At 73.5% G+C, this 22,462-nt stretch carries 19 protein-coding genes and 1 pseudogene; 17 read left to right on the plus strand and 3 right to left on the minus strand.

Annotated features, from left to right (window positions below; translation table 11 throughout):
• Nucleotides 1–1,155, minus strand: a pseudogene (locus ACFV5N_RS05020) (hypothetical protein); the annotation flags it as partial.
• A gap of 437 nt (nucleotides 1,156–1,592) precedes the next feature.
• Here ACFV5N_RS05020 and ACFV5N_RS05025 point away from each other — a divergent pair.
• The 17 genes from ACFV5N_RS05025 (at nucleotide 1,593) to ACFV5N_RS05105 (ending at nucleotide 20,706) form a co-directional block, all read left to right on the plus strand.
• On the plus strand, nucleotides 1,593–3,236 hold the full coding sequence (locus tag ACFV5N_RS05025; protein ID WP_385594178.1) for an AMP-binding protein: 1,644 nt from the start codon (nucleotides 1,593–1,595) through the stop codon (nucleotides 3,234–3,236).
• A 20-nt stretch (nucleotides 3,237–3,256) separates the two neighbouring features.
• Nucleotides 3,257–4,273: a beta-ketoacyl-ACP synthase III gene (locus ACFV5N_RS05030; protein ID WP_385594181.1), complete on the plus strand. Its 1,017-nt coding sequence runs from the start codon at nucleotides 3,257–3,259 to the stop codon at nucleotides 4,271–4,273.
• A 436-nt stretch (nucleotides 4,274–4,709) separates the two neighbouring features.
• The gene (locus ACFV5N_RS05035) at nucleotides 4,710–5,315 is read left to right on the plus strand and encodes a LuxR C-terminal-related transcriptional regulator (RefSeq protein WP_385594183.1); all 606 of its coding nucleotides are present in this window, start codon (nucleotides 4,710–4,712) and stop codon (nucleotides 5,313–5,315) included.
• On the plus strand, nucleotides 5,312–6,094 hold the full coding sequence (locus ACFV5N_RS05040) for an enoyl-CoA hydratase/isomerase family protein (protein WP_385594186.1): 783 nt from the start codon (nucleotides 5,312–5,314) through the stop codon (nucleotides 6,092–6,094). Before ACFV5N_RS05035 ends, ACFV5N_RS05040 begins: the two co-directional genes overlap by 4 nt.
• A gap of 150 nt (nucleotides 6,095–6,244) precedes the next feature.
• Nucleotides 6,245–7,117: an ABC transporter ATP-binding protein gene (locus ACFV5N_RS05045; RefSeq protein ID WP_385594189.1), complete on the plus strand. Its 873-nt coding sequence runs from the start codon at nucleotides 6,245–6,247 to the stop codon at nucleotides 7,115–7,117.
• A 24-nt stretch (nucleotides 7,118–7,141) separates the two neighbouring features.
• Nucleotides 7,142–7,948, plus strand: a complete 807-nt coding sequence (locus ACFV5N_RS05050; RefSeq protein ID WP_385594192.1) for an ABC transporter permease subunit — start codon at nucleotides 7,142–7,144, stop codon at nucleotides 7,946–7,948.
• 215 nt (nucleotides 7,949–8,163) lie between these two features.
• Complete coding sequence (locus ACFV5N_RS05055) at nucleotides 8,164–9,462, plus strand: beta-ketoacyl-[acyl-carrier-protein] synthase family protein (protein WP_385594195.1); 1,299 nt, start codon at nucleotides 8,164–8,166, stop codon at nucleotides 9,460–9,462.
• Between the two features lie 49 nt (nucleotides 9,463–9,511).
• Complete coding sequence (locus ACFV5N_RS05060) at nucleotides 9,512–11,266, plus strand: CoA-transferase (RefSeq protein WP_385594198.1); 1,755 nt, start codon at nucleotides 9,512–9,514, stop codon at nucleotides 11,264–11,266.
• The gene (locus tag ACFV5N_RS05065; RefSeq protein ID WP_385594201.1) at nucleotides 11,263–12,294 is read left to right on the plus strand and encodes a ketoacyl-ACP synthase III; all 1,032 of its coding nucleotides are present in this window, start codon (nucleotides 11,263–11,265) and stop codon (nucleotides 12,292–12,294) included. The genes ACFV5N_RS05060 and ACFV5N_RS05065 overlap by 4 nt, the downstream gene beginning before the upstream one ends.
• A gap of 32 nt (nucleotides 12,295–12,326) precedes the next feature.
• Nucleotides 12,327–13,295, plus strand: a complete 969-nt coding sequence (locus tag ACFV5N_RS05070; protein ID WP_385594204.1) for a ketoacyl-ACP synthase III — start codon at nucleotides 12,327–12,329, stop codon at nucleotides 13,293–13,295.
• Nucleotides 13,288–14,112: an SDR family NAD(P)-dependent oxidoreductase gene (locus ACFV5N_RS05075; RefSeq protein WP_385594207.1), complete on the plus strand. Its 825-nt coding sequence runs from the start codon at nucleotides 13,288–13,290 to the stop codon at nucleotides 14,110–14,112. Before ACFV5N_RS05070 ends, ACFV5N_RS05075 begins: the two co-directional genes overlap by 8 nt.
• A 1-nt stretch (nucleotide 14,113) precedes the next feature.
• Nucleotides 14,114–14,947, plus strand: a complete 834-nt coding sequence (locus tag ACFV5N_RS05080) for an SDR family NAD(P)-dependent oxidoreductase (protein WP_385594210.1) — start codon at nucleotides 14,114–14,116, stop codon at nucleotides 14,945–14,947.
• The gene (locus ACFV5N_RS05085; protein WP_385594213.1) at nucleotides 14,944–16,257 is read left to right on the plus strand and encodes a beta-ketoacyl synthase N-terminal-like domain-containing protein; all 1,314 of its coding nucleotides are present in this window, start codon (nucleotides 14,944–14,946) and stop codon (nucleotides 16,255–16,257) included. The genes ACFV5N_RS05080 and ACFV5N_RS05085 overlap by 4 nt, the downstream gene beginning before the upstream one ends.
• A complete protein-coding gene (locus ACFV5N_RS05090; protein WP_385594216.1) occupies nucleotides 16,250–17,518 on the plus strand; it encodes a beta-ketoacyl synthase in 1,269 nt (422 codons plus the stop codon). The genes ACFV5N_RS05085 and ACFV5N_RS05090 overlap by 8 nt, the downstream gene beginning before the upstream one ends.
• A gap of 1 nt (nucleotide 17,519) precedes the next feature.
• Nucleotides 17,520–19,076 (plus strand): SDR family oxidoreductase, encoded by a 1,557-nt coding sequence (locus tag ACFV5N_RS05095; protein WP_385594219.1) that lies wholly within the window; start codon nucleotides 17,520–17,522, stop codon nucleotides 19,074–19,076.
• The gene (locus ACFV5N_RS05100; RefSeq protein ID WP_385594222.1) at nucleotides 19,073–19,849 is read left to right on the plus strand and encodes an SDR family oxidoreductase; all 777 of its coding nucleotides are present in this window, start codon (nucleotides 19,073–19,075) and stop codon (nucleotides 19,847–19,849) included. The genes ACFV5N_RS05095 and ACFV5N_RS05100 overlap by 4 nt, the downstream gene beginning before the upstream one ends.
• On the plus strand, nucleotides 19,846–20,706 hold the full coding sequence (locus ACFV5N_RS05105) for an enoyl-CoA hydratase/isomerase family protein (RefSeq protein WP_385594225.1): 861 nt from the start codon (nucleotides 19,846–19,848) through the stop codon (nucleotides 20,704–20,706). Before ACFV5N_RS05100 ends, ACFV5N_RS05105 begins: the two co-directional genes overlap by 4 nt.
• 12 nt (nucleotides 20,707–20,718) lie before the next feature.
• Here ACFV5N_RS05105 and ACFV5N_RS05110 read toward each other — a convergent pair whose 3' ends face one another.
• Together ACFV5N_RS05110 and ACFV5N_RS05115 are read right to left on the minus strand one after the other, a co-directional pair.
• Nucleotides 20,719–21,711: an amidohydrolase family protein gene (locus tag ACFV5N_RS05110; protein ID WP_385594228.1), complete on the minus strand. Its 993-nt coding sequence runs from the start codon at nucleotides 21,709–21,711 to the stop codon at nucleotides 20,719–20,721.
• Nucleotides 21,708–22,157, minus strand: a complete 450-nt coding sequence (locus ACFV5N_RS05115) for a GbsR/MarR family transcriptional regulator (protein WP_385594231.1) — start codon at nucleotides 22,155–22,157, stop codon at nucleotides 21,708–21,710. Before ACFV5N_RS05115 ends, ACFV5N_RS05110 begins: the two co-directional genes overlap by 4 nt.
• Nucleotides 22,158–22,462 lie beyond the last annotated feature (305 nt).

Genomic DNA, 22,462 nt, shown 5'->3' on the forward strand with positions numbered 1-22,462 from the left:
GCGGCCGACGCGTTCGGCGAAGGCCAGGCAGATCCCGGCGTGCCGGGCGCGGGCGGTGGCCAGGGCCGCCGGGTCGCGTTCCAGTTCGCGCCGGTAGTGGCTGCGTGCCATGTGGGTCATCGCGAACGAGTAGCCGCCGAGACCGTTGTCGACGCTGACGAGCAGCCCCTGGTGGACGAGGCGGCGCAGCCCGCCGGTGATCTCCTCGCGGTCGATGCCGCTCAACTGGCGTGCGGTGTCCAGGTCGATGCGGGACTCGCACACCGACAGCCGCCTCAGCAGGGTGATGTCCTCCTCGCGCTGGGCGCTCTCGCCCCAGCCGAGGGCGTGGCCGACCGAGCGGTGGCGGGCGGGCACGTCGCGCAGCCGGGCGCGGGCGGGGTATTCGCCGCGCCGCAGCCGGCCTTCGAGTTCGGCGGGGCTGAGCGGGCCGATGGCCTCGGCGGCGATCTCCAGGGCCAGCGGGATGCCGTCCAGGAGGGCGCAGATGCGGGTGACGGCGGCGCGTTCGGGGGCGCCGGTGATGCCGTGCCGGTAGTACGGGCTGACCCGTTCGGTGAACAGCCGCTCCGCGTCGCCGTGCTCGCCGCCCCCACCGTCCTCGCGGTCCTCGCCGGTCCGCAACGGGCCGACGGGGATGAGGTGTTCGGCGTAGACGTCGAGCGGGGTGCGGCTGGCGCACACCACGACCGTCCAGGGTGCGGCGGCCAGCAGCCGCAGGACGCCGTCGGCGACCGCGTCGACGACGGGGTCGCAGTTGTCGAGGAGGACGAGTTGCAGGCCGTCGTCGTTGCGCGGCCCGGTGCCCGCGAGGGCGGCCAGGGTGGAGCCGACCGCCGTGTCCCCGCCCGCGTCGGCGAGGTCGAGGGCGACCACGGCGCAGTCCCCCCGGGCGGCACGGGCGGTGACGGCGGCGCGGGCGAGCGCGCTCTTGCCGATGCCGGCCGGGCCGCAGAGGGTGACCAGCCGGGGGCCCGGGGCCGCCAGCAGATCACCGAGGCGGCCGAGTTCGGTGGCGCGGCCGATGAGCGGCGGCGCCGGGTGGGCCCATATGGGAGGTTCCTCGTCGTCGCGCCCGGCGGCCTCCTGGATGCCGGCCCCCGTGTATTCTCCGCGAATCCTGTTCGATTGGCTTACTTCAGAGCGAATGCGCATGCGCTTCGCCCCCGTTCGCCGGCGTCTCTGCACACATTGTTCCCCGTGATGCGCTTTCGATTTCATCCCGCCGCATCCGGTTCACGGTTTTCGGCGAGATCAAACCGGTTGACAGATAAACTTGCTGGCTGGTGCCGCCGGCCCGGCCGCGGCCGTCGCATCAGTGCCGCTCATCGAGGGTCCGGCAGCCTCATCCTGCCCCAAACCGGCCTTCTTCGCCAGTACTTACGGGACATTGCTTCCGGCTCCACATAACACCGCCGGGAACCTTCCCCGTACGGTGCCCCGGCGGTACCGTCGAGCCCGACGCCGACCGCGGCACCGGAATCCCCGTACGACTTCTCCGCCATTCCGGGCGGCAATGCCCGGACACCGCGAAAAGACCCGTACCAATGGCCGTCTCCGTCCGATCGACAAGAAACAAGGGGGACATTTCGATGCGGTTGTGGAAGGCGCTCACCCACGGCGCGGCACGCGGCACCCTGCACGCCTGGGCCGGCGAGGGCTTCGCGCACACGCCGTGGCGCCAGGTCGCCGAGGACGCCCGTGCCTGGGCCGCCGGGCTGCGCGCGGCCGGGGTGCGGCCCGGCACCACGGTGGCCGCCGTCGCCACCAACAGCCCGGCCACCGTGCGCGGGCTGCTCGCGATCTGGCTGGCCGGCGGCGTCCCGGCCTCGCTGCCGCTGCCCGCCCGGGGCCAGAGCCCGCGCGAGTACGGCCAGGTGCTCACCGCCCTGACCGAACGGCTCGACCCGGTGCTCCTGCTGGCCGACGAGGGGATCCTCTCGCTCGTGCCGCCCGCCCTCACCCGGTCGCTGCCCACCAGCACCTGGCACGTGCCCGACACGGGGCGGCGTATCGACCCGTGCCCGCCCGGCCCCGACGACCTCGCCTTCATCCAGTACTCCTCCGGCTCCACCAGCACCCCCAAGGGCTCGGCGCTCACCACCCGCGCCATCGAGGCGCAACTCGACCTGCTGCTGCACCTCACCGGCGGCCGGCCCGGCCGGGACACCGGCGTCTCCTGGCTGCCGCTCTCGCACGACATGGGCATGTTCGGCTGCCTGCTCTACTGCTGGGCCCACGACTTCGACTTCGTGCTCTCCACCCCGGAGCGGTTCGCGATGGCCCCGCGCAGCTGGTTCCGGGACCTCGCGGAGTACGGGGCGACGCTGACGGCCGGGACCAGCACCGCCGTCCACCTCGCCGCCCGCGCCCAGGGCCGGGGGGCGCTGCGCGGCGGTCTGGCGCGGCTGCGGACGGCGGTGATCGGCGCGGAGCGCGTCGACTGGGCCAATCTGGCGGCGGCGCAGGAGCGGTTCGGTCCGCACGGCCTGTCCCGCACCGCGTTCCAGCCCGCCTACGGCATGGCGGAGGCCACCCTGGCGGTGGCCGGCAAGCCCTGGGACCAGGTGCCGCTGGCCCGGGACTTCGACGGGGAGGCCCTGGGCGCGGGCCTGGTGCGCGCGGTCGGCGCCGACCACCCGCGCGCCACCCGGCTGGTCTCCTGCGGCCTGGCCCTGCCCGGCGTCGAGCTGGCCACCGGCGGGACGGCGCGGGACGGCACCCTCGGCGAGATCACCGTCGGCTCGCCCTCGCTGGCCACCGGCTACCACGCCGACCCGGACCGTACCGCCGCCCGTTTCCCCGGCGGCGACCGGCTGCGCACCGGCGACCTCGGGTTCCGGCACGGGGGCGAACTGTACGTGGTGGGGCGGGAGGACGACATGCTGTCGGTCGGCGGCCGGAAGGTGTACGCGGCCGAGATCGAGTCGGCGATCGAGGGGCACGCCCAGGTCCGCAAGGGGTGTGTGGCAGTGGTGGACGCCGGGGCCGGCGGGCTGCCCCGGCTGGTGCTGCTGCTCGAACCGCAGGGCAGGCCGCGCGACTTCGCGCCGATCGCCGACCTGGCCGCCGCGGTGGCCCTGGAGAAGTCCGGGGTGGCCCTGGCCGAATGCCTCTTCCTGCCGCGTGGGACCCTGCCACGAACGCCCAGCGGCAAGATCCAGCGTTTCCGCTGCCGGACACTGCTCCGCGGCGGGCGTCTCGACCCGCTCGCCCGGGTAACATTCGCCGACTGAGGATGAGAAAGGCCAGCACGATGAAGCCTCGGATCACCCCTTCCGGCCGCCATGCCACCGGCGGCGCCCCGCACGCCCGGATCTCCGGCGTGGGTGGCTACCGTCCGCACCGGCTGGTCGGCAACGCGGAGGTGTGCGAACGTATCGACTCCTCCGACGCGTGGATCCGCGAACGCACGGGGATCGTCACCCGGGGCTGGGCCGGGCCGCAGGAGACCCTGACCGAGATGGGGTCGGCCGCCGCGGGCAAGGCACTGGCGGCGGCGGGCATCACGGCGGACGCTCTGGACTGCGTCATCGTGGCCACCTTCACCCATCTGTGGCAGACCCCGGCCGCCGCGACCGCGATCGCCCACCGGCTCGGCGCGCACGGCGCGGCGGCCTTCGATCTGTCGGCGGGCTGTGCGGGTTTCGTCCACGCGCTGTCGCTGGCGGCCGACACGGTACGCGCCCGGGGCGGCCACGTCCTGGTGATCGGCGCGGAGCGGATGACGGACCTGCTGGACGTGGAGGACCGCTCCACCGCGATGATCTTCGGCGACGGCGCGGGCGCGGTGGTGGTCAGCCCGTCCGCCACCCAGGCCATCGGCCCGGTGGTGTGGGGCGCGGACGGCGGCCAGTGGGACGCGGTGACGCAGACCGCCCCGTGGGACGCGCTGCGCGCCGAGCCCGGGCTGCGCTGGCCGGCCCTGACGCAGAAGGGGCAGCAGGTCTTCCGGTGGGCGGTGTACGAGGTGTCGAAGGCGGCGCAGGAGGCGGTGACGGCCGCCGGGCTGACGCCGGGTGACCTGGACGCGTTCATCCCGCACCAGGCGAACGTCCGCATCATCGACGGGCTGGCCAAGCGCCTCGGGCTCAGCGACGACACGGTGATCGCCCGCGACATCGTCACCGCGGGCAACACCTCGGGCGCCTCCATCCCGCTGGCCATGGAGGCGGTGATGGCCACCGAGGACGTCGGCAGCGGCGATCTGGCCCTGCTGGTGGGCTTCGGCGCCGGTCTGTCGTACGCGGCGACGGTGGTCGCGCTCCCCTGACGTCCCGTCAACCGGCCCGCTCGGCGGGCGGGTCCGGCGATCGTATGCACCCGGGGCGGCGGGATGGTCTCCCCCGCCGGCGCCGGCGACGTGCTGAACCGCCTTCTCGACGGCGCCGGGCCGGCCACCCGCCCCCGCGCAAGGAGGATGTGGAACCTCCGGGGCACGGTGCATCCCCACAACCCGGGTCCCACGCTCCTGCGGACCGTTCGTATCAGGCCGTGGATTTTTCGAAATCTTTACGTAACCTTACGATGGAGCCCCCGTGTTAGCATCGTTCAGAAAATAATGAACGTTAACGATTCCACTCGTCAGTCCGGCACGCCGGAATGCGTGCCGGGTTCGGGGGACAAGGGGATTCATGACGGAGATCGGCGTGTGCAGAGTTGCTGTCGCACACACTTCCCCGCTGGTTCGGCAGGCCATCCACGACTTGGTGAGCCAGAAGGACTTCTTCCGCTTCGTCGGGAGTTCGGCGCTGCTGACCGAGACCGGGCAGCTGCTGCAACGGTTCCACCCCGATGTGCTCCTGCTGGAGTACGAGCAATGGCGGTCGCTCCGCCGCAGCGTCCCGCTGCAGCGGATGATCAGGGCGGAGAACCTGAGCATCGTGCTGTACGGGCGGGAAGGCGCCCCCGAGGTACTGGACTCGCTGAACTCCGGCGCGATGGGGTTCGTCCATGACTCCTGTCCGCCCGACCAGATCATGAGCGCGCTGTGCGACGCCCGCAAGGGCCGGTCCTTTCTCTATCTCGGCAAGCGCGCCGAGACCCCGCCGCCCGTCGAGGCGCGCGACATGCGGCCCGCCGTCTCCGCCACCGGGCGGCTCACCCGGCGCGAGGAAGAGGTACTGGATCTACTGCTCCAGCGCCGCTCCAACGAGGAAATCGCCGACCAGCTCTTTCTCACCCGGCAGACCGTCAAGAACTACGTCAGCCGGGTATTCCGCAAGGTCGGGGTGTCCAGCAGAAGGGAACTGCTGCGCAGGCCCATCGGCCGTGCCGCCTCCGCCACCGCCGCGCGTCCGGTCCTGAGCCGATGACCTCCGCCGCCGATCTCGTCCGGGTGGACCGCACCGGCCACGTGGTCACCCTCACCCTCGACCGCCCGCAGGCGCACAACGCGCTCTCCACCGTCATGCTGGAGCGATTGGCCGCCCTGATGCGGGACCTCGCCGCCGCCGGGCCCGATCCGGACCGGCCGCGCGCCCTGGTGCTGACCGGGGCCGGCCGCTCGTTCTGCAGCGGTGCCGACACCCGTGAGCCGGACTGGCACGACATCGCGCGCCGCGCGGTGCGCCGGGACCACTTCCGTGCGGTGCTCACCGCGCTGCACCGGCTGCCGTTCCCCACCGTCGCCGCCGTGGAGGGGTACGCCCTGGGCGGCGGGCTTGAAGTGGCGCTTGCCTGCGATCTGGTGGTCGCCGCCGAGAGCGCCGTCTTCGGTCTGCCCGAGCTGACGGTGGGCGCGGTGCCGGGCGGCGGCGGGGTGCACTCCCTCGTGCAGCGCGCCGGGCGCGGGGTGGCGGCCGATCTGCTGCTGACCGGCGGCCGGCTGTCCGGCGCCGAGCTGGCCCGGCGCGGTGGCGTCGAGCGGCTGGCTCCGGACGGTGGTGCGCTCACGGCCGCACTGGAGCTGGCCCGGCCGCTGGCCGGGCGCGATCCAGCGCTGCTGGAGGCGGGGGTCCGGCTGCTGCGGGATTCCGGTGCGCTGGACCGGACCACGGCGCTGGGCGTGGAGGACGGGTACTGGTGGCGAGGCGCGGTCGCGGCGCACCGTCCCGTGCCGCCCCGGATAGCAGATTCTGTTCATTCAGAATAGAGTGAATATGCGTCGGCGAGCGGCTGTGTGCCCTCGCCGGGCGCCGCTGTGCGCCCATCTGTGCGCGTAACCATGCTGGTGAGGGGAGAAAATGTGGTCGCGGCCATCACATGTGAGGGAGTTACCAAAACCTTTGGGGCCTTCACCGCTGTGAAGAAACTCGATCTCACCGTGCCGCAAGGCGTGGTGTTCGGCTATCTCGGTCCGAACGGCGCCGGAAAGAGCACCACGATCCGGATGCTGGTCGGTCTCACCCGCCCCACCGCGGGACAGGTACGGGTACTCGGCGAGGACCCGGCCGCCAACCCGGAGGTCCGCGCCCGGATCGGCTATCTCCCCGGTGAACTGCGGCTCGACGACCGGCTGACGGTGGCCCAGACGCTCACCATGTGGGCCAGGATCCGGCGCACCACCGACACCGCCTACCGCGACCAGCTGACCGAACGGTTCGCCCTGGACCCGAAGAAGCCGGTACGCGGCCTGTCCACCGGCAACCGGCGCAAGCTGGGCCTGGTGGGCGCCTTCATGGCCAAGCCGGAACTGCTCATCCTGGACGAGCCCACCAACGGCCTCGACCCGCTCATGCAGCAGGTCTTCCTCGCCACGGTGGAGGAGGCGGCGGCCGACGGCCGTACCGTCCTGCTGTCCTCCCACATCCTCTCCGAGGTGGAGCGGGTGGCCGGCGAGGTCGCGGTGCTGCGCGGCGGCCAACTGGTGGCGGCCGGGCCGACGGAGGAGATGCGCCGGGGCGCCGCCCAGCGGTTCCACGCCGTCTTCATCGGCGACATGCCGTCCGCCGAGGAACTGCGGCAGCTGGCCGGCGCCTCCGAGGTGACGGTCGACGACCGGCGGATCACGGTGGCCTGGAGCGGATCGCCCGACGAGCTGCTGCGGGTGCTGGCGCGTTACGAGCTGGAATCCCTCACCGCGCCGGAACCCGACCTGGAAGAAGCGTTCTTCCACCACTACCAGACGAACGGGACCGGCCCCGGCACGTCCTCGGCCCCGCTCCTGAGCACCTGATCTCCGAAACGGTAGGAGAAACGCATGCCGTCGCCGAACACCGAGCTGTTCCTGCGCGTCGCCCACGTCCAGCGGCGCACCGTCATCGCCTGGTCCGCGGCCCTGGTGCTGCTGGCCTGGTCCGTGATCGGAGTCTGGCCCTCGATGGAGAGTTCGGGTTCGCTCGATGACTTCTCCAACGGCCTCTCCCCCGACCTCGCCGCCGCATTCGGTCTCGACCAGTTCAACACCGCCGCCGGATATCTCAAGGGGAATCTGTACGCGGTCCTGCTGCCGCTGCTGCTCGGGCTGATGGCCGTCACCGCCACCGGCGCACTCACCGCCGGTGACGAGGAGTCCGGCCGCCTCGAACTGCTCCTGGCGCTGCCGGTGCGGCGCCGGAGCGTGTACCTGCTGCGCTTCGCGGTGGCCACCGCCGTGCTCGCGGTGGCCGGAGTGCTGGTGTGGGCGGCCGTCCTGTCCTCTGTCATCGCCCTGGACATGGACGTGTCCGCGTCCGGGGTCACCGCCGCCTCGCTCGCGGTGTGGCTGCTGGCGGTCCTGCACGCGGCCGTCACCTACGCCGCCGCCGGCTTCGGGCTGCCCCGGGCGGCGTCCCTGGGCACCGCCGCCGCCGTCCTGGTCGTCGGCTATCTGTTGCACGCCATCGCCCCGCTGGCGGACGCGCTGGAGCCGGTCTCGGTCCTCTCCCCCTGGGAATGGGCGCTCGGCTCCGACCCGCTGACCACCGGCTTCTCCCTCACCGGGCCGCTCGCGCTGCTGCTGGTCAGCGCGGCGCTGGTGGCCGCCGGCACCGTCGGCATCGAGCGGCGGGACATCAAGAACGCCTGACCGACCGCCGTACGGACCGCCCCGCGGTCCACCCCGCACCGCCCCGGACGCCGCCGCGCGTACGGGGCGGTTCAGCGTCCCGGCCACCCGCGTGCCGGCCACTCGCGTCCCGGTGCGCGCACGCACCGCACAGGTATCAGCGGTACCGCCGGGGCACCGCAGTGAGTACCGGGCGTCAGTTTCCCGCCGTACCGCCCGTCATTAAGTTCGACGCCATGCATAGTGATGGCTCCGCACCCGCTGGGCGATCCGAACCTGTGGTCGTCACCGGGATGGGCACAATCCTTCCCCGCACACACAATGTGCGCGATTTCTGGAATCACCTTTCGACCGGCACCTCCCAGGTCGGCCCGCTCACCCGCTTCGATTCCGCCGCGCACGGACTTCCCGTGCACGCCGCCGCCCAGCTCGGGGAGTTCGACCACCGGCCGCATCTCCCCGACCTCCCCGATTCCCACGCCCGGAAATACACCCGCGAAATCCTGGTGGTCATGTCCGCCATTTCCTCGGCGCTGCGCGACGCGGGACTCGGCAAGGGCGACGTACCACCGCACCGGCTCGGTATCGTCCAGTCCTCCTCGCGCGGCCCGCTCAGCTGGTGGCGCGAGACCCTGCACACGCCCGACCCGACCGCCCCCGGCGGGCCGTTCGGCGACAGCGGCGCCATGTTCCGCGGCCTGCCCGGCTGCCCCGCCACCATGGCCGCCATCCACGTCCAGGCCCAGGGCCTGGTCACCACCGTCTCCAGCGCCTGCGTCGGCGGCCACCACGCGATCGGCCTCGCGCTGCGCGAACTGCGGTCGGGCAACGCCGACGTCGTACTCGCCGGCGGGCACGAGTTCCCGATCCTCCCCGAGGTGGCCCGCTGCTATCTCGCCCTGGGCGACGGGGTGCTGTCACCCGAGCGCGACGCACCGCACCGCGCCGTACGTCCCTACGACCGCGACCGCGCCGGATTCGCCCTCGGCGAGGGCGCCGTGACCCTGTGCCTGGAACGCGAATCGACCGCCCGCGCCCGCGGCGCCCGCGTCTACGCGCGGATCCTCGGCCACAAGGCCATGAACGAGGCCGCTCACGGCACGAGCATGGACCTCACCGGCAAGGTGACGGCCGGCGCGATGGCCGATCTGCTGACCGAGGTGGGCCGCGACCGCGACCAGCTCGGCTACATCTGCGGCCACGGCACCGCCACCCGCTACAACGACCTGGCCGAGAGCCGCGCCCTGCGCGCCCTCTACCCGGGACGTGACGACGGCGAGCTTCCCCCGCACGGCTCCAACAAGCCGATCTACGGCCACACCTTCGGCATGGCCGGCGCCATCAACGTGGCCGCCACCTCCCTGATGCTGCACCACCAGCGGCTCGCCCCCACCGCCAACGTGGTCAACCCCGACCCCGAGTGCGACACCGACCATGTCGCCGAAGGGCCCCGGGACGCCGAGCTGGACCTGGCGCTGTCCATGTCCTTCGCCTTCGGCAGCCAGACCTCCCTCATGGCCCTGGAACGGGCCTGACCGGGGAGACCCCCGCACGTCCCGGCACCGCAGTACGGCAGGAGTTTCGATGAACGCACCCCTACCGCCGCCGGCGCATGCCGTCGCCGACGGCCCCGCCCCACCGGCCGCCGCTCCGTTCCTGGCCACCGGACCCGACGACCTCATCCGGCACTTCGTCCGCCCCGGCGACCACGTCCACCTGGCCGCCACCCTCTCCCGCCCCAACGCCCTGCTCGCCGCCCTCGCCCGCACCTTCCACGGCACCCGCAGCCTCACCGTCTCCACCACCGCCGTGCACTCCAGCGCCCACGCGCTCGCGCTCTCCGGCGCGGTCCGCAAGGTCATCACCGGCTTCGTCGGCGACACCTACCCGTCCCCGCGCCCCAACCGGCTCTACCGCGACCTGGCCGAAGGCGACCCGTTCGAGATCGAGCTGTGGTCGCTGCTGACGTACACCCAGCGGCTGATGGCCGCCGCGCTCGGCCAGCCGTACGCCACCACCGGCTCCCGGATCGCCGACAGTGACCTCCGGCACGGCAAGGACGGACTGCTGCACGTCCTCCCCGACCCGCGCGACCCGCGGCGGGAGGTGGCGCTCCTCGAACCGCTCCGCCCCGACCTCGCCCTCTTCCACGGGGTGTGCGCCGACCGGGCCGGCAATGTGGTCGCCGTCCCGCCGCTGGGCGAGGGCGCCTGGGCGGCGTACGCGGCGGACCGGGGCGTACTCGTCTCGGTGGAGGCCATCGTGGACGAGGCGACCGTGGCCGCCATGCCCGACCGGGTGATCATCCCGGCGCACCGGGTCCTCGGCCTGTGCGAGGCACCGCTGGGCGCCCACCCGCAGTCGCTGCGCACCGACAACCTGGCCGGCATCCCCGGCTATCTCGACGACTACCGGCACCTGACCGAGATCGTCGCCGCCTGCCGCACCCCGGAGACGGCGCGCGAGTGGTACGACACCTGGGTCGGCGACGTCCCGGACCACGCCGGGTACCTGGAGCGGCTCGGCACGGAACGGCGCGCCGCGCTGACCGCACCGGCGCGTCCGGCACCGGCGCCGGGGCCGGCACCGGAGGACGAGGCGCCGGCCCCGCCCACCGAGCAGGAACAGCTGATCGTGCTGGGGGCCCGCGCCATCGTGGACCTGGTCACCGAACGCGGCTACGACACACTGCTCGCCGGCATCGGCGCCTCCCACATGGCCGCCTGGCTGGCCGCCCGGCAACTCGCCGAGGCGGGCCGCCCGGTGACCGTCGCCGCCGAACTCGGCTTCCTCGGCATGGAACCGGAGGACGGGGACGTCTTCCTCTTCAGCCAGCGGCACGCGCCCCGCACCCGGATGCTGGCCGGTGTCGCCGAGACGCTGGGCGGCGCGGTGGCCGCGGGCCCGCGCGCCCTGGGCGTGCTCGCCGCCGCCGAGATCGACCGCACGGGCCGGCTCAACACCACCCGGCTGCCCACCGGACGCTGGATCACCGGCTCCGGCGGCGCCAACGACATCGCTTCGAGCACCGACTGCGTGGTGGTCGCCACGGCCGGGCCACGCCGGTACGTACCGGAGGTCGCGCACCACACCAGCCCGGGAGACCGGATCCGGGACGTGGTCAGCCAGTTCGGCCGCTTCCACCGGTCCGGCCCGGACGACGCCTTCCGGCTCGTCAGCTGGCTGCCGCCGCACGACCGGGACCTCACACCCGAGGAAGCCGTGCGCACGCTCACCACCTGGGACGCCGACGCCTCCGACGTCTGGCACGAGAAGCCCGTCACCGACCACGAACTCGCCATGCTGCGCCGCATGGACCCGGAAGGACACTACCGATGACCACCGCTGCCGCCACCGCCCCCATGACGGGCTCCGGCCGTACCGCCTTCGCCCCGGTGCGCCTGGCGGGCGTGGGGCACTACTTCCCCGGCGAGCCCGTCGACAACAGCCACTTCGAGGCCATCGACAAGCTGGGCATCGACGACGCCTGGATCCGCGAGCACACCGGCATCCGCTCGCGGCACTGGCCGGCCGACGACTCCGAACGCGCCGTCGAGATGGGCGCCAAGGCCGTGGACCGGGCCCTGGCCGCCGCCGGTCTCACCGCCGACGACATCGACCTGGTGATCGGCACCACCTCCACCACCCGGCCGCGCTCCAACCCCTCCTCCGCCACCAACAACTACATGGACATCTCCCTGCCGTTGCAGGAGCTGGCCGGCCTCAAGCGCGCCGCCTGCTTCGACATCGGCGCGGTGGCCTGCGCGGGGTTCATGTACTCCTCCACCGTGGCCGCCTCGCTGCTGCCCGCCATGGGACTGCGCAACGTCCTGGTGGTGTGCGCCGAGAACCCGCGCCCCATCCTCAACTTCGACTACCGCTACTCGGCGCTCTTCGGGGCGGGCGCGGCGGCCGCCGTCTGGTCGGCCGCCCCCGAAGGCGGGCAGTCCGGCCTGCTCGATGTCGTCCTGCACGCCGACGGCAGCTACTTCGGCGCCTTCGACATCGACGAGAACGACAAGATGCTCATGAAGGGGCGGGAGGTCGGCTCCGTCGGGCCCAAGCTGCTGGTCGGCGCCGGGCGGGAGATCCTGGAGCGCAACTCCCTCAAGGTCTCCGACGTCGACTGGTTCATCCCGCACCAGGGCAATCTCAACATGATCAAGCAGGTGTGCGGCGAGCTGGAACTCCCCTGGGAGCGGGTGCTCACCAACATCGAGCACCGGGGCAACACCTCCAGCGTGTCCATCCCCAGCTGCCTGTCGGAAAACCTCGAAGCCGGTGTGGTGCGCCCCGGCGATCTCATCGTGGCCGTCGGCATCGGCCGCGGCTTCAGCTGGGGCGCCATGGCCTTCCGCTACCAGTGAGCACCGCCGTCCCACCCTCAGAAAGGTTCGCCGTGGATACACCGCTGTGGCGCGGATCCGGCCTCCGCTTCACCGGATTCGGGCACTACTACCCGCGCACCCATGTCCGTAACGAGGCCACCGAGGAGGTCGCGGGCAACGCGGTGGACGCCGCCGTCATCGGCCGCATCGAGGTACGCGGCCGGCATGTCGCCGAGGAGGACGAGACGGTCCCGGAGATGGCCCGGCTCGCCGCCGCCGACGCGCTGGCGGACGCCGGACTCGAACCCGGCGACATCGATCTGCTGATCCTCAGCAACTGGACCGACCGGCAGTTCGTCCCCGAACACGCGCCCACCGCCGCCCGTCTGCTGGGCGCGGACCGGGCGCTGGCCTTCGACGTCTGCGGCGCCTGCACCGGTTTCGTGCACGGCACCCAGCTGGCGGCGGCACTGCTGAAGACCACCCCGCACTGGACGAACGCCCTGGTGGTGGGCGCGGACCGGTTCTCCCGCCGGGTGCGCCCCGGCAGCAAGGGCGGCCTGATCGTGGGCGACGCGGCGGGCGCCGCCGTCCTCACCAGGGGCGAGCCCGACCCGGCGGGACGCGGCCTGGTCGACTCGCTGCTGATCAGCGACGGCGACGGCGCCGGCACCGTGACCGTGCTCCCGCCGAACGGCTGGATCAAGAGCGATCCGAAGCTCGTGGACATCGCGGTCGGCGCCCACGAGACCGTCGCCGGCACCCTGCTGCCCCGCTCGGGGGTGAAGATGGCCGACGTCGACTGGGTCGTACCGCACCCCGGCACCGGGCCCATGCACAGCCGGATCCGGGAACAACTGGAGATCCCCGAGGATCGGTTCGTCACCAACTTCGAGGAACGCGGCAACACCGGCAGCGCCTCCATCCCCATCGTGCTCTCCGAGATGGCCAAGGACGGGCGGCTGCGCCCCGGCCAGCTGGTGCTCACCCCCACGGTCGGCTCGGGCTGGTTCTACGGGGGGCTGCTGTTCCATGCCTGACCCGTCCCAGGCCCCTCGTACCGCGCTGGTCACCGGTGGCAGCCGGGGTCTCGGCGCGGCCATCGCCCGACGGCTGGCCGCCGAGGGCTGGCACACCGTGATCTGCGGGCGCGACCCGGCGACCCTGGAGGAGCAGGTGCGGCGGGCCGCCGGGGACGGTCTGACGCTGCACGCGGTACCGGCCGACGTCACCGACGAGGCGTCGGTGACCGCCCTGTTCGATCACCTCGCCGCCGAAGCGCCTCCGCTGGAGGTGTGCGTGGCCAACGCGGGCGGCAACTACTCCCACCGTCTGGTGAGCGTGCGGGAGGCGGCGGACGGCACCCGTACGCTGCGCCCGCACCCCGCCGACAGCTGGGACCGCACCGTACGGGCCTGCCTGACCGGGGTGTTCCTCACCGGCCGGGCCGGCGCGGAACTCATGCTGCGGCAACGGCCGGGCGGCGGCGGGGTCCTGATCAACATCTCCTCGGCGGTGAGCGCGGGCGCCTACGGCCAGTCCGCCTACTGCGCCGCCAAGGCCGGGGTGGAATCCCTCACCCGCACCTGGGCGGTGGAGCTGGGCGAGTACGGCATCCGCTCGGTCGCCGTCTCCCCCGGCGTCATCGACGGCGAGGCGCTGCGGCGGCGCAGCGCCGCCAGCGACCGGCACGCCGCGTACATGGCGACGCTGCGGCGGCATGTGCCGCTGCGCCGCTGGTGCACCGAAGAAGACATCGCGGACGCCGTCGTGTTCGCGGCCCGCAACCCCTCGACAACCGGCACAGTGATGGAGGTGGACGGTGGCGGACTTCCCAGCCGGATCGTCCAGGACTGATATGGCTCTGATGAACTCGGGTTTCGCGCCCGGCCTGTTCGCCGGGCAGACCGCCCTGGTGACCGGTGCGAGCAGCGGCATCGGCGAAGTGCTGGCGCTGATGCTGGCCGCGCACGGCGCCAAGGTGGCGCTGCTGGCCCGCAATACGGAGGCGCTGGAGCGCGTCGCCAAGGAGATCGGCACGGCGGGCGGGACAGCCGTGCCCGTACCCGCCGACCTGGCGGACTCGGCGGCGGTGCGGCGGGCGGTCGCGGACGCCGAGGCGGCGCTCGGCCCGGTGGATCTGCTGGTGCACTGCGCCGGCGAGGCGCGCGAGCAGGCGTTCTTGTGCGATCTGCCCGAGGAGCGGTGGAACGCGACGCTGGAGTCCAACCTCACCGGCGCGTTCCGGGTGTGCCGGGCGACGGTGCCCGGGATGATGGAGCGGCGGCGCGGCGGCATCGTCATCGTGTCGTCGATCGCCGGGAAACGGGGGCTGCCGGCCAACACGGCGTACTGCGCGGCGAAGTTCGGGCTGAACGGTCTCACGCAGGCGCTGGCCGCCGAGCTCGGCCCGTTCAACATCCGGGTGAACGCGGTCTGCCCCGGCCTCACCGACAGCCCGGCCGCCACCGACGGCGGCCGGTACGGGGACGCGTTCATGGCCAGCCTCGCGCGGCACCACGGCCCGGCCGACCTGACCTGGGAGCGCTATCTGCGCAGCGCGATCCGCACCACCATCCTGCGCCGCCTGGTGCGCCCGGAGGAGGTGGCGCGGCAGGTGCTGTTCCTGCTGTCGGGGCTGTCGGACGGGATGACCGGGCAGGCAGTGAACGTGGACGCGGGGGCGCTGTGAGCGCGGCGCGGGACGCGGTCGTCACCGGCATCGGCTGCTGCCTGCCGGGCGGCCCGGCGGGCCCGGTGGTGACGGCCGGGGACCTGTGGCGTACGGCGTCGGCCGGCATCAGTCATCTGGACAACGACGGCTTCCACCACGGGGTGGTGCACGGGGCCCGCGAGGTGTTCGGCGAGCGGCTGCCGGAGATCCCCGAACGGCATCTGCGCAGCTTCGCCGAGGTGCATCTGTACGGGATGGTCGCGCTGGACGAGGCGTGCCGGGACGCCGGACTCGACGCGCGGGCGGGAGACCTGGCGCCGGCCGCCGTCCTCACCGCGCGCGCCGGGGTGGACAGCAACTACGACAGCTACCGGGCGTGGCACGACGCCGACCCGGAGACCATCGATCCGGCGGACGCCAAGTCGCTGTTCGTGCGGCTGGTGATCGCCGGCACCCAGAGCGATGTGGGCGCGGTGCAGGCGTCCTGGTGCGGCAGCACCGGGCCCAGCTACACGGTGACGTGCGGCTGCGCGTCGTCGGCGGTGCTGCTGGGGATGGCGCGGCTGCTGATCGCGAGCGGGCAGAGCGACCTGGTGGTGGTGACCGGGGTGGACCGGTTCGACACCGAGCGGGTGCTGCACGGCGACCGGCTGCGGCAGGTCGCCGAGCGGACCGGCGTACGGGCCCGGCACAACGACGACCCGCCGGCGGCGCCCCGGTACGACCGGCCGATGCGCCCCTACGACGCGGCGGGCGACTGCATGAACTACGGCGACGGCGCGGTGACGCTGGTGGTGGAGAGCCGCGAGCGCGCGGACCGGCGCGGGGCCCGCCCGTACGGCACGGTGCTGGCGCAGGCCACGACCCGCAGCGGGCTCGGCAGTGCGGTGGCGATCGACTCCAGCGGCTCGGCGCTGGCGGCGGCGGCCCGGCAGGCGCTGGCGGAGGGCGGCGTCGGGCTGTCCCGGATCCCCTACATCAACGGCGGGGCGGAGGGCGACCGCCTGTTCACGCGGATCGAGGGCAACGCGGTGCGCGAGCTGTACGGGGCGGAGGCGGCGCGGCGGATCCTGGTCTCCTCCCAGGAAGCGTGCTTCGGGCACAGCGGCGCCCCGCTGGGCAACCTGGGCGCGGCGCTGACCCTGCTGATGATGCGCGAGGGCCTGGTGTGTCCCACGGCCAACTGCGAGGTGCCGTCGGACCTGTGCGGCTTCGACCCGGTGCCGGGTGACAAGGCGAGGCCGCTGGAGTTCGACCGGGCGCTGAGCTTCAACTACCAGATCGGCGGCGTCAGCAGCGCGCTGCTGCTGGGCGGTTCCGATGGGTGAGCACCCGCCGCCGTGGCTGCGGCTGGCCGGCGCCGGCCTGGTCCTCCCGGGCCCGGACGGCACCGCCTGCACCGACCTGGGCACCTTCTGGCGGGTGATCAGCGAGGGCATCAGCTGCCTGTCCCCGTACCGGCACCCGGATCTGCCGCTGCGGCTGGCCGGCCAGGTGACGGGCTGGGACCCGGTGGCGGCCCTGCCGGTGCCCGAACGCACCGCGCGGCGCCTCTCGCGGGCCGCGCGGCTGGCGATGGGCGCCGTGCACGGGGCGCTCACCGACGCCGGGCTGACCGGCGCGGACCTGGACCCGGAACGGACCGTGCTGATCGCGTCCTCCCTGCAGTTCGCCTTCCCCGAGGCGGAGCGGTACCACACCGTCGGGCAGGCGAAGGGCTACGCGGCGCTCGGCCTGGACTACTGGATGACCGGCACCCCGCCGAGCGTGGTCGGCGCGGTCGCCTCGGCACTCGGACTGCCGGTGCCGACGCTGAGCGTGGCCGGCTCCTGCAATGTGGCCCTGCGCGCCCTGGAGACGGCGCTGCTGATGTTCCGCTGCGGCGACATCGACCGGGCGATCGTCGTGGGCATCGACACCACGGTGGACCCGGTGTTCGTGGCCGGTACCTCGTACGAGAGCCGCAGCGGGTACCGGGCCACGTCCCTGTCCGCCGACCCGGGCGACATCCGCCCGCACGACGCGGTGCAGGACGGCAACGCGACGGGCGAGGGCGCGGTGGCGGTCGTCCTGGACCGGGACACCGGGGCCGGCGGCCTCCGGCACCGTCTCCGCCTCCACAGCTCACGGAGCAACGGCCCCTCCGCGGTGGCCACCGGCCCGCCGGACAACGTCGCCCGTGATGTGGCGGCGGTGCTGCGCCCGGCGGGGCGGGGGCCGGCGGATGTGGCGTTCGTGAGCGACTACGCGGACGGCAACCGCTTCGTCGAGGACCATCTGTGCGGGGCGCTGGCCGCGACACGTACCGCGTTCGGGTACGAGGGGCCGCTGCTGCTCACCAATCAGGAGGCGGTCTTCGGCCATGTGGCGGGCACCGGCGGGCTGGTGAAGTACCTGGCCTCGCTGCTGATGCTGCGCAACGGGCGGATCACGCCCAGCGTCAACTGCCGCACCCCGTACGCGCGTCTGCCCGGCACCCCGGTGCCGGTCGGCGGCCTGCCGACGGACGGGGACGCCGCCCTGGTGATCTCCTCCGGCGCGGGCGGGGACGCCACCAGCATGCTCATCGAACTCGGAAGGAACGTGTGACGTGACCGCAACGCCGGAGCAGTGGGCGCTGCTGCGCGCTCCGCTGGGGACCACCGCCGTCCTGGACACGACCGGCGCGGACCCGGCCGCAGACGTGTCCGCGACGCTGCGCGCGGCCGGCCTGGAACCGGTCGCCGGGGACCGGGAGGCCGCGGTCTACTGCGCTCTGCTGCTCGGCAACGAGGCGCTGGGCTGCGAGCGGCCCTCCCCCGGGCTCGACCGGGAACGCGTCCGCCGGGCGGCGGAGGCGATGGCCCGGGCGGGGGCGGGCCGGCTCGTCCTCATCACGGACGCCGCTCCCGAACCGCACGCCGGCGCGGACCCGGTGCGGCACGCCCGGCTGGCGGCGGACCGGGCGTGGTGGCAGCAACTGGCGGTGAGCTTCGCGCCGTACGGGGTGGTGGCCAACACGATCGTGACGGGCTACGCCCCTTTCCTGGGCCACCGCCTTCCCCCGGCCCGGCTGAAGGACACCTTCCGTTACCAGCCCCACCGTCATCCCACCACCCCCGCCGACCTCGTCTCCGCGCTGCGCCTGCTGACCTCGCGGGGCTGCTCCTACCTGGTCGCCGAGACCCTGCGCATCGACGGGGGCGCCGACCTGGGCCTGATCCCGGCCATCCGCGCGGACACGGCGGGCGCGGTGGGGCGGGGCGGCTCCGTGTCCGGCACGGCCGGGACACCGGCCGCGGCGGGCGCGGGCGGCGACACGATCGGCACCCCCGGCGGCGGTGCCGCGGAAGGCGCGGACGTCCCGCCGCGGGATCAGGACATGGCGGGTTCCACCGTGCTCGTCGTCGGGGCGAGCAGCGGCATCGGGCGGGCGGTCGCGCTGCATCTGGCCGAGCGCGGGGCCGATGTGGTGCTGGCCGCCCGGCGGCTCGACGAACTGGACGCGGTCGCCGACGAGGTGGCCGGGTTCGGGCGGAAAGCCTGGACGCTGCGCCGTGATCTCGCCGATCCGGACGCCGCCGCCTCGCTGCCCGGTGACGCCTGGGCGGCGGCCGGGCGGATCGACGCGCTCGCCTACGCCGCCGGACAGCTCGGGCTGCCCTCCCCCGCCGGCGGGGCCACCGCCGCCCGCACCACCCTCTCCGTCAACTTCCTCGGCTTCGCCACCGTCACGGACGGACTCGTCCGGCGCTGGACCGACACCGGTGTCCCCGGCGCCGTCGCCGGGGTGGCCTCGGTCAGCGCCCGGTTCTCCCCGGTGGCGCACCTGGAGTACTACGGTGCCAGCAAGGCCGCCATGATGCAGTACGCCCGCTGCCTGTCCGTCACCCACGCCCGGCACGGCATCCGGGCCGGCTGCGTGGCGCCGGGCATCATCGACACCCCCATGGGCGGGGCCGCGGGCCCGGAGCACCGGCGCGGCTGGATCAGCCGCATCCCCGCGGGACGGGTCGGCCTGCCGCACGAAGTCGCCGTCGTCGTCGGGCACCTGCTTTCTCCCGGGGCCGCCCGGCTCACCGGGGCCACCCCCTTCGTCGACGGCGGCTTCGCCCTCGGCGACATCGCACCGCTGCGGCTGCACACCCCCAACCCGGAGGCGCCATGAGCATCCCCCAGCCACCGTCCGTCGCGCTGGTCGCCGGTGCCAGCAGTGGCATCGGGGCGGCCAGTGCCCGCGCCCTGGCCGCGCTCGGGACCGCCGTCGCCCTCGTCGGGCGCCGGGCCGCCGAGTTGGAGAAGGAGGCGGCCGCCATCGGCGAGCGCGGCGGCCGGGCCGTACCGCTCCCGCTCGATCTCGCCGCCCCGGACGGGCCCGCCGAGGCCGTGGTCCGTGCCGAGGAAACCCTCGGCGGCCCGGTCGAGTTGCTGCTGTGCAGCGCCGCCACCATCCGGCTGGCCCCCGTCCACGAGACCGATCCGGCCTCCTGGGAGCGGCAGATGCGGCTCAATCTCACCGTGCCGTATCTCCTCGCCCACCACGTGCTGCCCGGTATGCGGGCCCGCCGCCGGGGCTGGATCATCACCATCGGCTCCGGTGTCGGTGCCACGCCCGTGCCCGGCAGCGGCGCGTACGGGGTCAGCAAGTGTGCCCTCAACCGGCTCACCGAGCTGATCCACGAGGAGAACCGCGACCACGGCGTCCGCACGTACGGCATCAGCCCCGGCTGGGTGGACACCCGGCTGGCCGCCCGGCCGGAGTCCCTGGGCGTGGCGCGGGATGAACTGCTGCGTCCCGAGGACATCGCCGAGACCGTCACCTGGCTGGTCCAGCGCCCCGCGCACATCGCCACCGGCCCGCTGCTGCGCGTCGAACCGGCCGCCGGTCGCGCCGACGCCGCCGCCGCGATGACCCGGCATCTGCGGCAGGGGGAGCGATGAGCCGGCCCGCCGATGTGGGGGTGCGCGGCCGCTTCGCCGCGTTCGCCGCCCGGGTGACGGACGACCCGCGCGTTCCCCTGCGGGCCGGCCTCTCCGGCACCGTCGCCACCCTCTCCCTGGACCGTCCGGCCCGCCGCAACGCCCTGACCCGCGCCATGTCCGGCGCGCTGCTCGAAGGTCTGGTACGGGCCGGGGCCGACCCCCGGGTGCGGGCCATCGTGCTGCGCGGCGAGGGGCCCGCGTTCTGCGCGGGGGACGATGTGCCCGCCGTGCGCCGCTGGTGCGACGGGGACCGCGCCGACGCCCCGTTCGATCCGGTCACCTCCGACGCGCACTATCTGCGGGTGTGCGAGGAGATGCTGCATCTGCCCAAGCCGGTCGTGGTGGGGCTGACCGGGGCGACCGCCGGGGCCGGTGCGGAGCTGGCGTGCGCGGCGGACTACCGGCTGGCGGCGGGGAGTGCCGCGATCGGCAGCCGGCTGGCGGCGGTCGGCCATGTCGGCAATGTGGTGCTGATGTCGCGGCTGGTGGGCCCGGCGCGGGCCACCGAGATCTATCTGACGGGCCGGATGGTGCCGGCCGGGGAGGCGCGGGACATCGGCCTCGTGGACCAGGTGTGCGCCGAGGTGGACTTCGCCGCCGAACTCCAGGCCACCGCCGAGCGCTTCGCCGCCCTGCCGACCCGTTCCATCGGACTCTTCAAGGAGTTGCGGGAGCGGTCCTGGGGCCAGCCCGCCGAGTACGGGCTGCGGCTCCAGGACGCGTACCACCTGCGGACGCACACCGAGGTGGCGGACGCCTTCGAGGGGCTCGACGCCTTCGCCGCACGCCGGCCCCCGCGCTTCACCGGGCAGTGAGGCGCGGGGGGTTCAGCTCGCGGCCGGTTCAGCCGCCAGCAGCCGCAGCGCGGTGCCGCCCAGCCACTCGGCGGTGATCTCCTCCGCCAGGCCCAGGGCGATCACCTCGTCGGCGAGTACGCCCACCGGCTGCGGGTTGACCCAGGCCGAGGTGCCGAACATGACGCGGTGCCGGGCGAGTGACCGGGCGTGGTGCAGCAGCGGGGCCCAGCCGGAGCCGGGGGCCGGCATCGTCCGGGCGCGGTGCGAGGAGAACTCCAGGTACACGTTGCGGTGCCGGGCCGCGGTGAGCAGCATCTCCATGACGTCCGGCCAGCCGGCGTGGCCGGCCACGATCACCAGGCGCGGGTGCCGCCGGGCCAGGGTCTCCACCAGCCGCCAGCTGCCGAGCCCGGTGGGGCGGCCGGCGGCGAAGTGGTGTCCGGTGTGCAGCCACACCGGGAGTCCGGCGTCCTCGGCGGCGCCGAACACCGGGGTGAAGCGCGGGTCGTCGGCCTCGACGCCGTCCAGGAACGGGATCACGCACAGGCCGCGCGCGCCGGCCGCCGCCGTACGGCTCAGCTCGGCCAGCGGATCGTCCGTGCCGCCCAGGGTCAGCCCGGCCCACACCCATACGCGTTCGCGGCCCGGTCGCCGGTAGGCGGCGGTGCCGGCCAGCAGCCGGTCGTTGACCGTACTGCCGTCGGGGAGCCTGGCCATGCTGCCGAGGGCGATCTCGGCGACCACGCCCTGGGCGGCGCGCTCGGCCAGCAGCGCGTCGAGGTCGATGGGCGGCCGGCCCGGCGGCAGCAGGGTGCCGATGGCTTGCTCGGCGCCACCGTCGTCGAGTGCCGCCCGGTAGCGGTCGTGCGGGACGCCGAAGAAGCGGGCCCAGGAGCGGGAGAAGACATCGAGGTACTCGGGCGCGTGCGGGGTGAACCGCTCCAGGTAGGCGCGCCAGGACTCGTTGTCGTACAGGAGCGAGCAGGCGTCGGCGAGCGGCGGACGCGCGCCCTCGGCGCTCACAGCTGGGCTTCCCTGCGGCTGTGTTCGTCGAGCACCCGCTGGGTCTGGGTGACGTAGAGGTCGAAGAGATCGGCGAGCCCGGTGAGCCGCTCCGCCGACTTGCCCTCCGCCGCCCGGGAACCCTCGCGCAGGGTGTCGCTGAATTTCTTGATCTGGAGGCTGTTGGCGACCAGGAGCTGTTCCATACCGGAGACGACTTCGTAGCACACCCGGCGGCTTCCGGGCTGTGAAGTGCGCCGCACGAGGGCCCACGCCTCCAGCTGACGTGCGGCCACGCTCATTCCGCTCTTACTGGTTCCGAGGTCGCTGACCATCGTGTCCAGATCGGCCGGCTCATTACGCAGGAGGAGATATCCGAGGAGCCGGCCGGTGGTCTGCGGGAGCCCCCAGCGCTCCATCAGACTCCCGAGCGAGCTGATGAATTCCTCGGCTGCATCACTTGTCATGTCTGACTCTTCTGAGAGTTCCGATGGCCGCACGCCGAACATCGTGCAGCAGATTCCGAATATACAGCACACACCCTTACAGCGCACCGGCCGGCAGGTGCGGACAGTGACAAAAGGGGCTTTGAGGGCGCGATCCGTGCCGCACTCCGCTATTGCCGAATGCCGGAAACCATGGGACGCGCACCTGCGTCTATGGCCATGGAATTCCCCAAGAAGTTACTTGCGGGTTTTCCGCCGCGTCACATTCCCATCAATACTGACAGAGCGTCATACCAAGCTCACTCAGGAGCTGCCGCCCCCCGCTC

The organism is Streptomyces sp. NPDC059853 (genome assembly GCF_042731495.1).
In the GTDB taxonomy this organism is placed as follows: domain Bacteria; phylum Actinomycetota; class Actinomycetes; order Streptomycetales; family Streptomycetaceae; genus Streptomyces.

Coding starts and splice junctions, on each gene's coding strand:
- ACFV5N_RS05025 (WP_385594178.1), top strand. CDS start 1,593: ATGCGGTTGTGGAAGGCGCTCACCCACGGCGCGGCACGCGGCACCCTG.
- ACFV5N_RS05030 (WP_385594181.1), top strand. CDS start 3,257: ATGAAGCCTCGGATCACCCCTTCCGGCCGCCATGCCACCGGCGGCGCC.
- ACFV5N_RS05040 (WP_385594186.1), top strand. CDS start 5,312: ATGACCTCCGCCGCCGATCTCGTCCGGGTGGACCGCACCGGCCACGTG.
- ACFV5N_RS05050 (WP_385594192.1), top strand. CDS start 7,142: ATGCCGTCGCCGAACACCGAGCTGTTCCTGCGCGTCGCCCACGTCCAG.
- ACFV5N_RS05055 (WP_385594195.1), top strand. CDS start 8,164: ATGCATAGTGATGGCTCCGCACCCGCTGGGCGATCCGAACCTGTGGTC.
- ACFV5N_RS05060 (WP_385594198.1), top strand. CDS start 9,512: ATGAACGCACCCCTACCGCCGCCGGCGCATGCCGTCGCCGACGGCCCC.
- ACFV5N_RS05065 (WP_385594201.1), top strand. CDS start 11,263: ATGACCACCGCTGCCGCCACCGCCCCCATGACGGGCTCCGGCCGTACC.
- ACFV5N_RS05075 (WP_385594207.1), top strand. CDS start 13,288: ATGCCTGACCCGTCCCAGGCCCCTCGTACCGCGCTGGTCACCGGTGGC.
- ACFV5N_RS05080 (WP_385594210.1), top strand. CDS start 14,114: ATGGCTCTGATGAACTCGGGTTTCGCGCCCGGCCTGTTCGCCGGGCAG.
- ACFV5N_RS05090 (WP_385594216.1), top strand. CDS start 16,250: ATGGGTGAGCACCCGCCGCCGTGGCTGCGGCTGGCCGGCGCCGGCCTG.
- ACFV5N_RS05100 (WP_385594222.1), top strand. CDS start 19,073: ATGAGCATCCCCCAGCCACCGTCCGTCGCGCTGGTCGCCGGTGCCAGC.
- ACFV5N_RS05105 (WP_385594225.1), top strand. CDS start 19,846: ATGAGCCGGCCCGCCGATGTGGGGGTGCGCGGCCGCTTCGCCGCGTTC.
- ACFV5N_RS05115 (WP_385594231.1), bottom strand. CDS start 22,157: ATGACAAGTGATGCAGCCGAGGAATTCATCAGCTCGCTCGGGAGTCTG.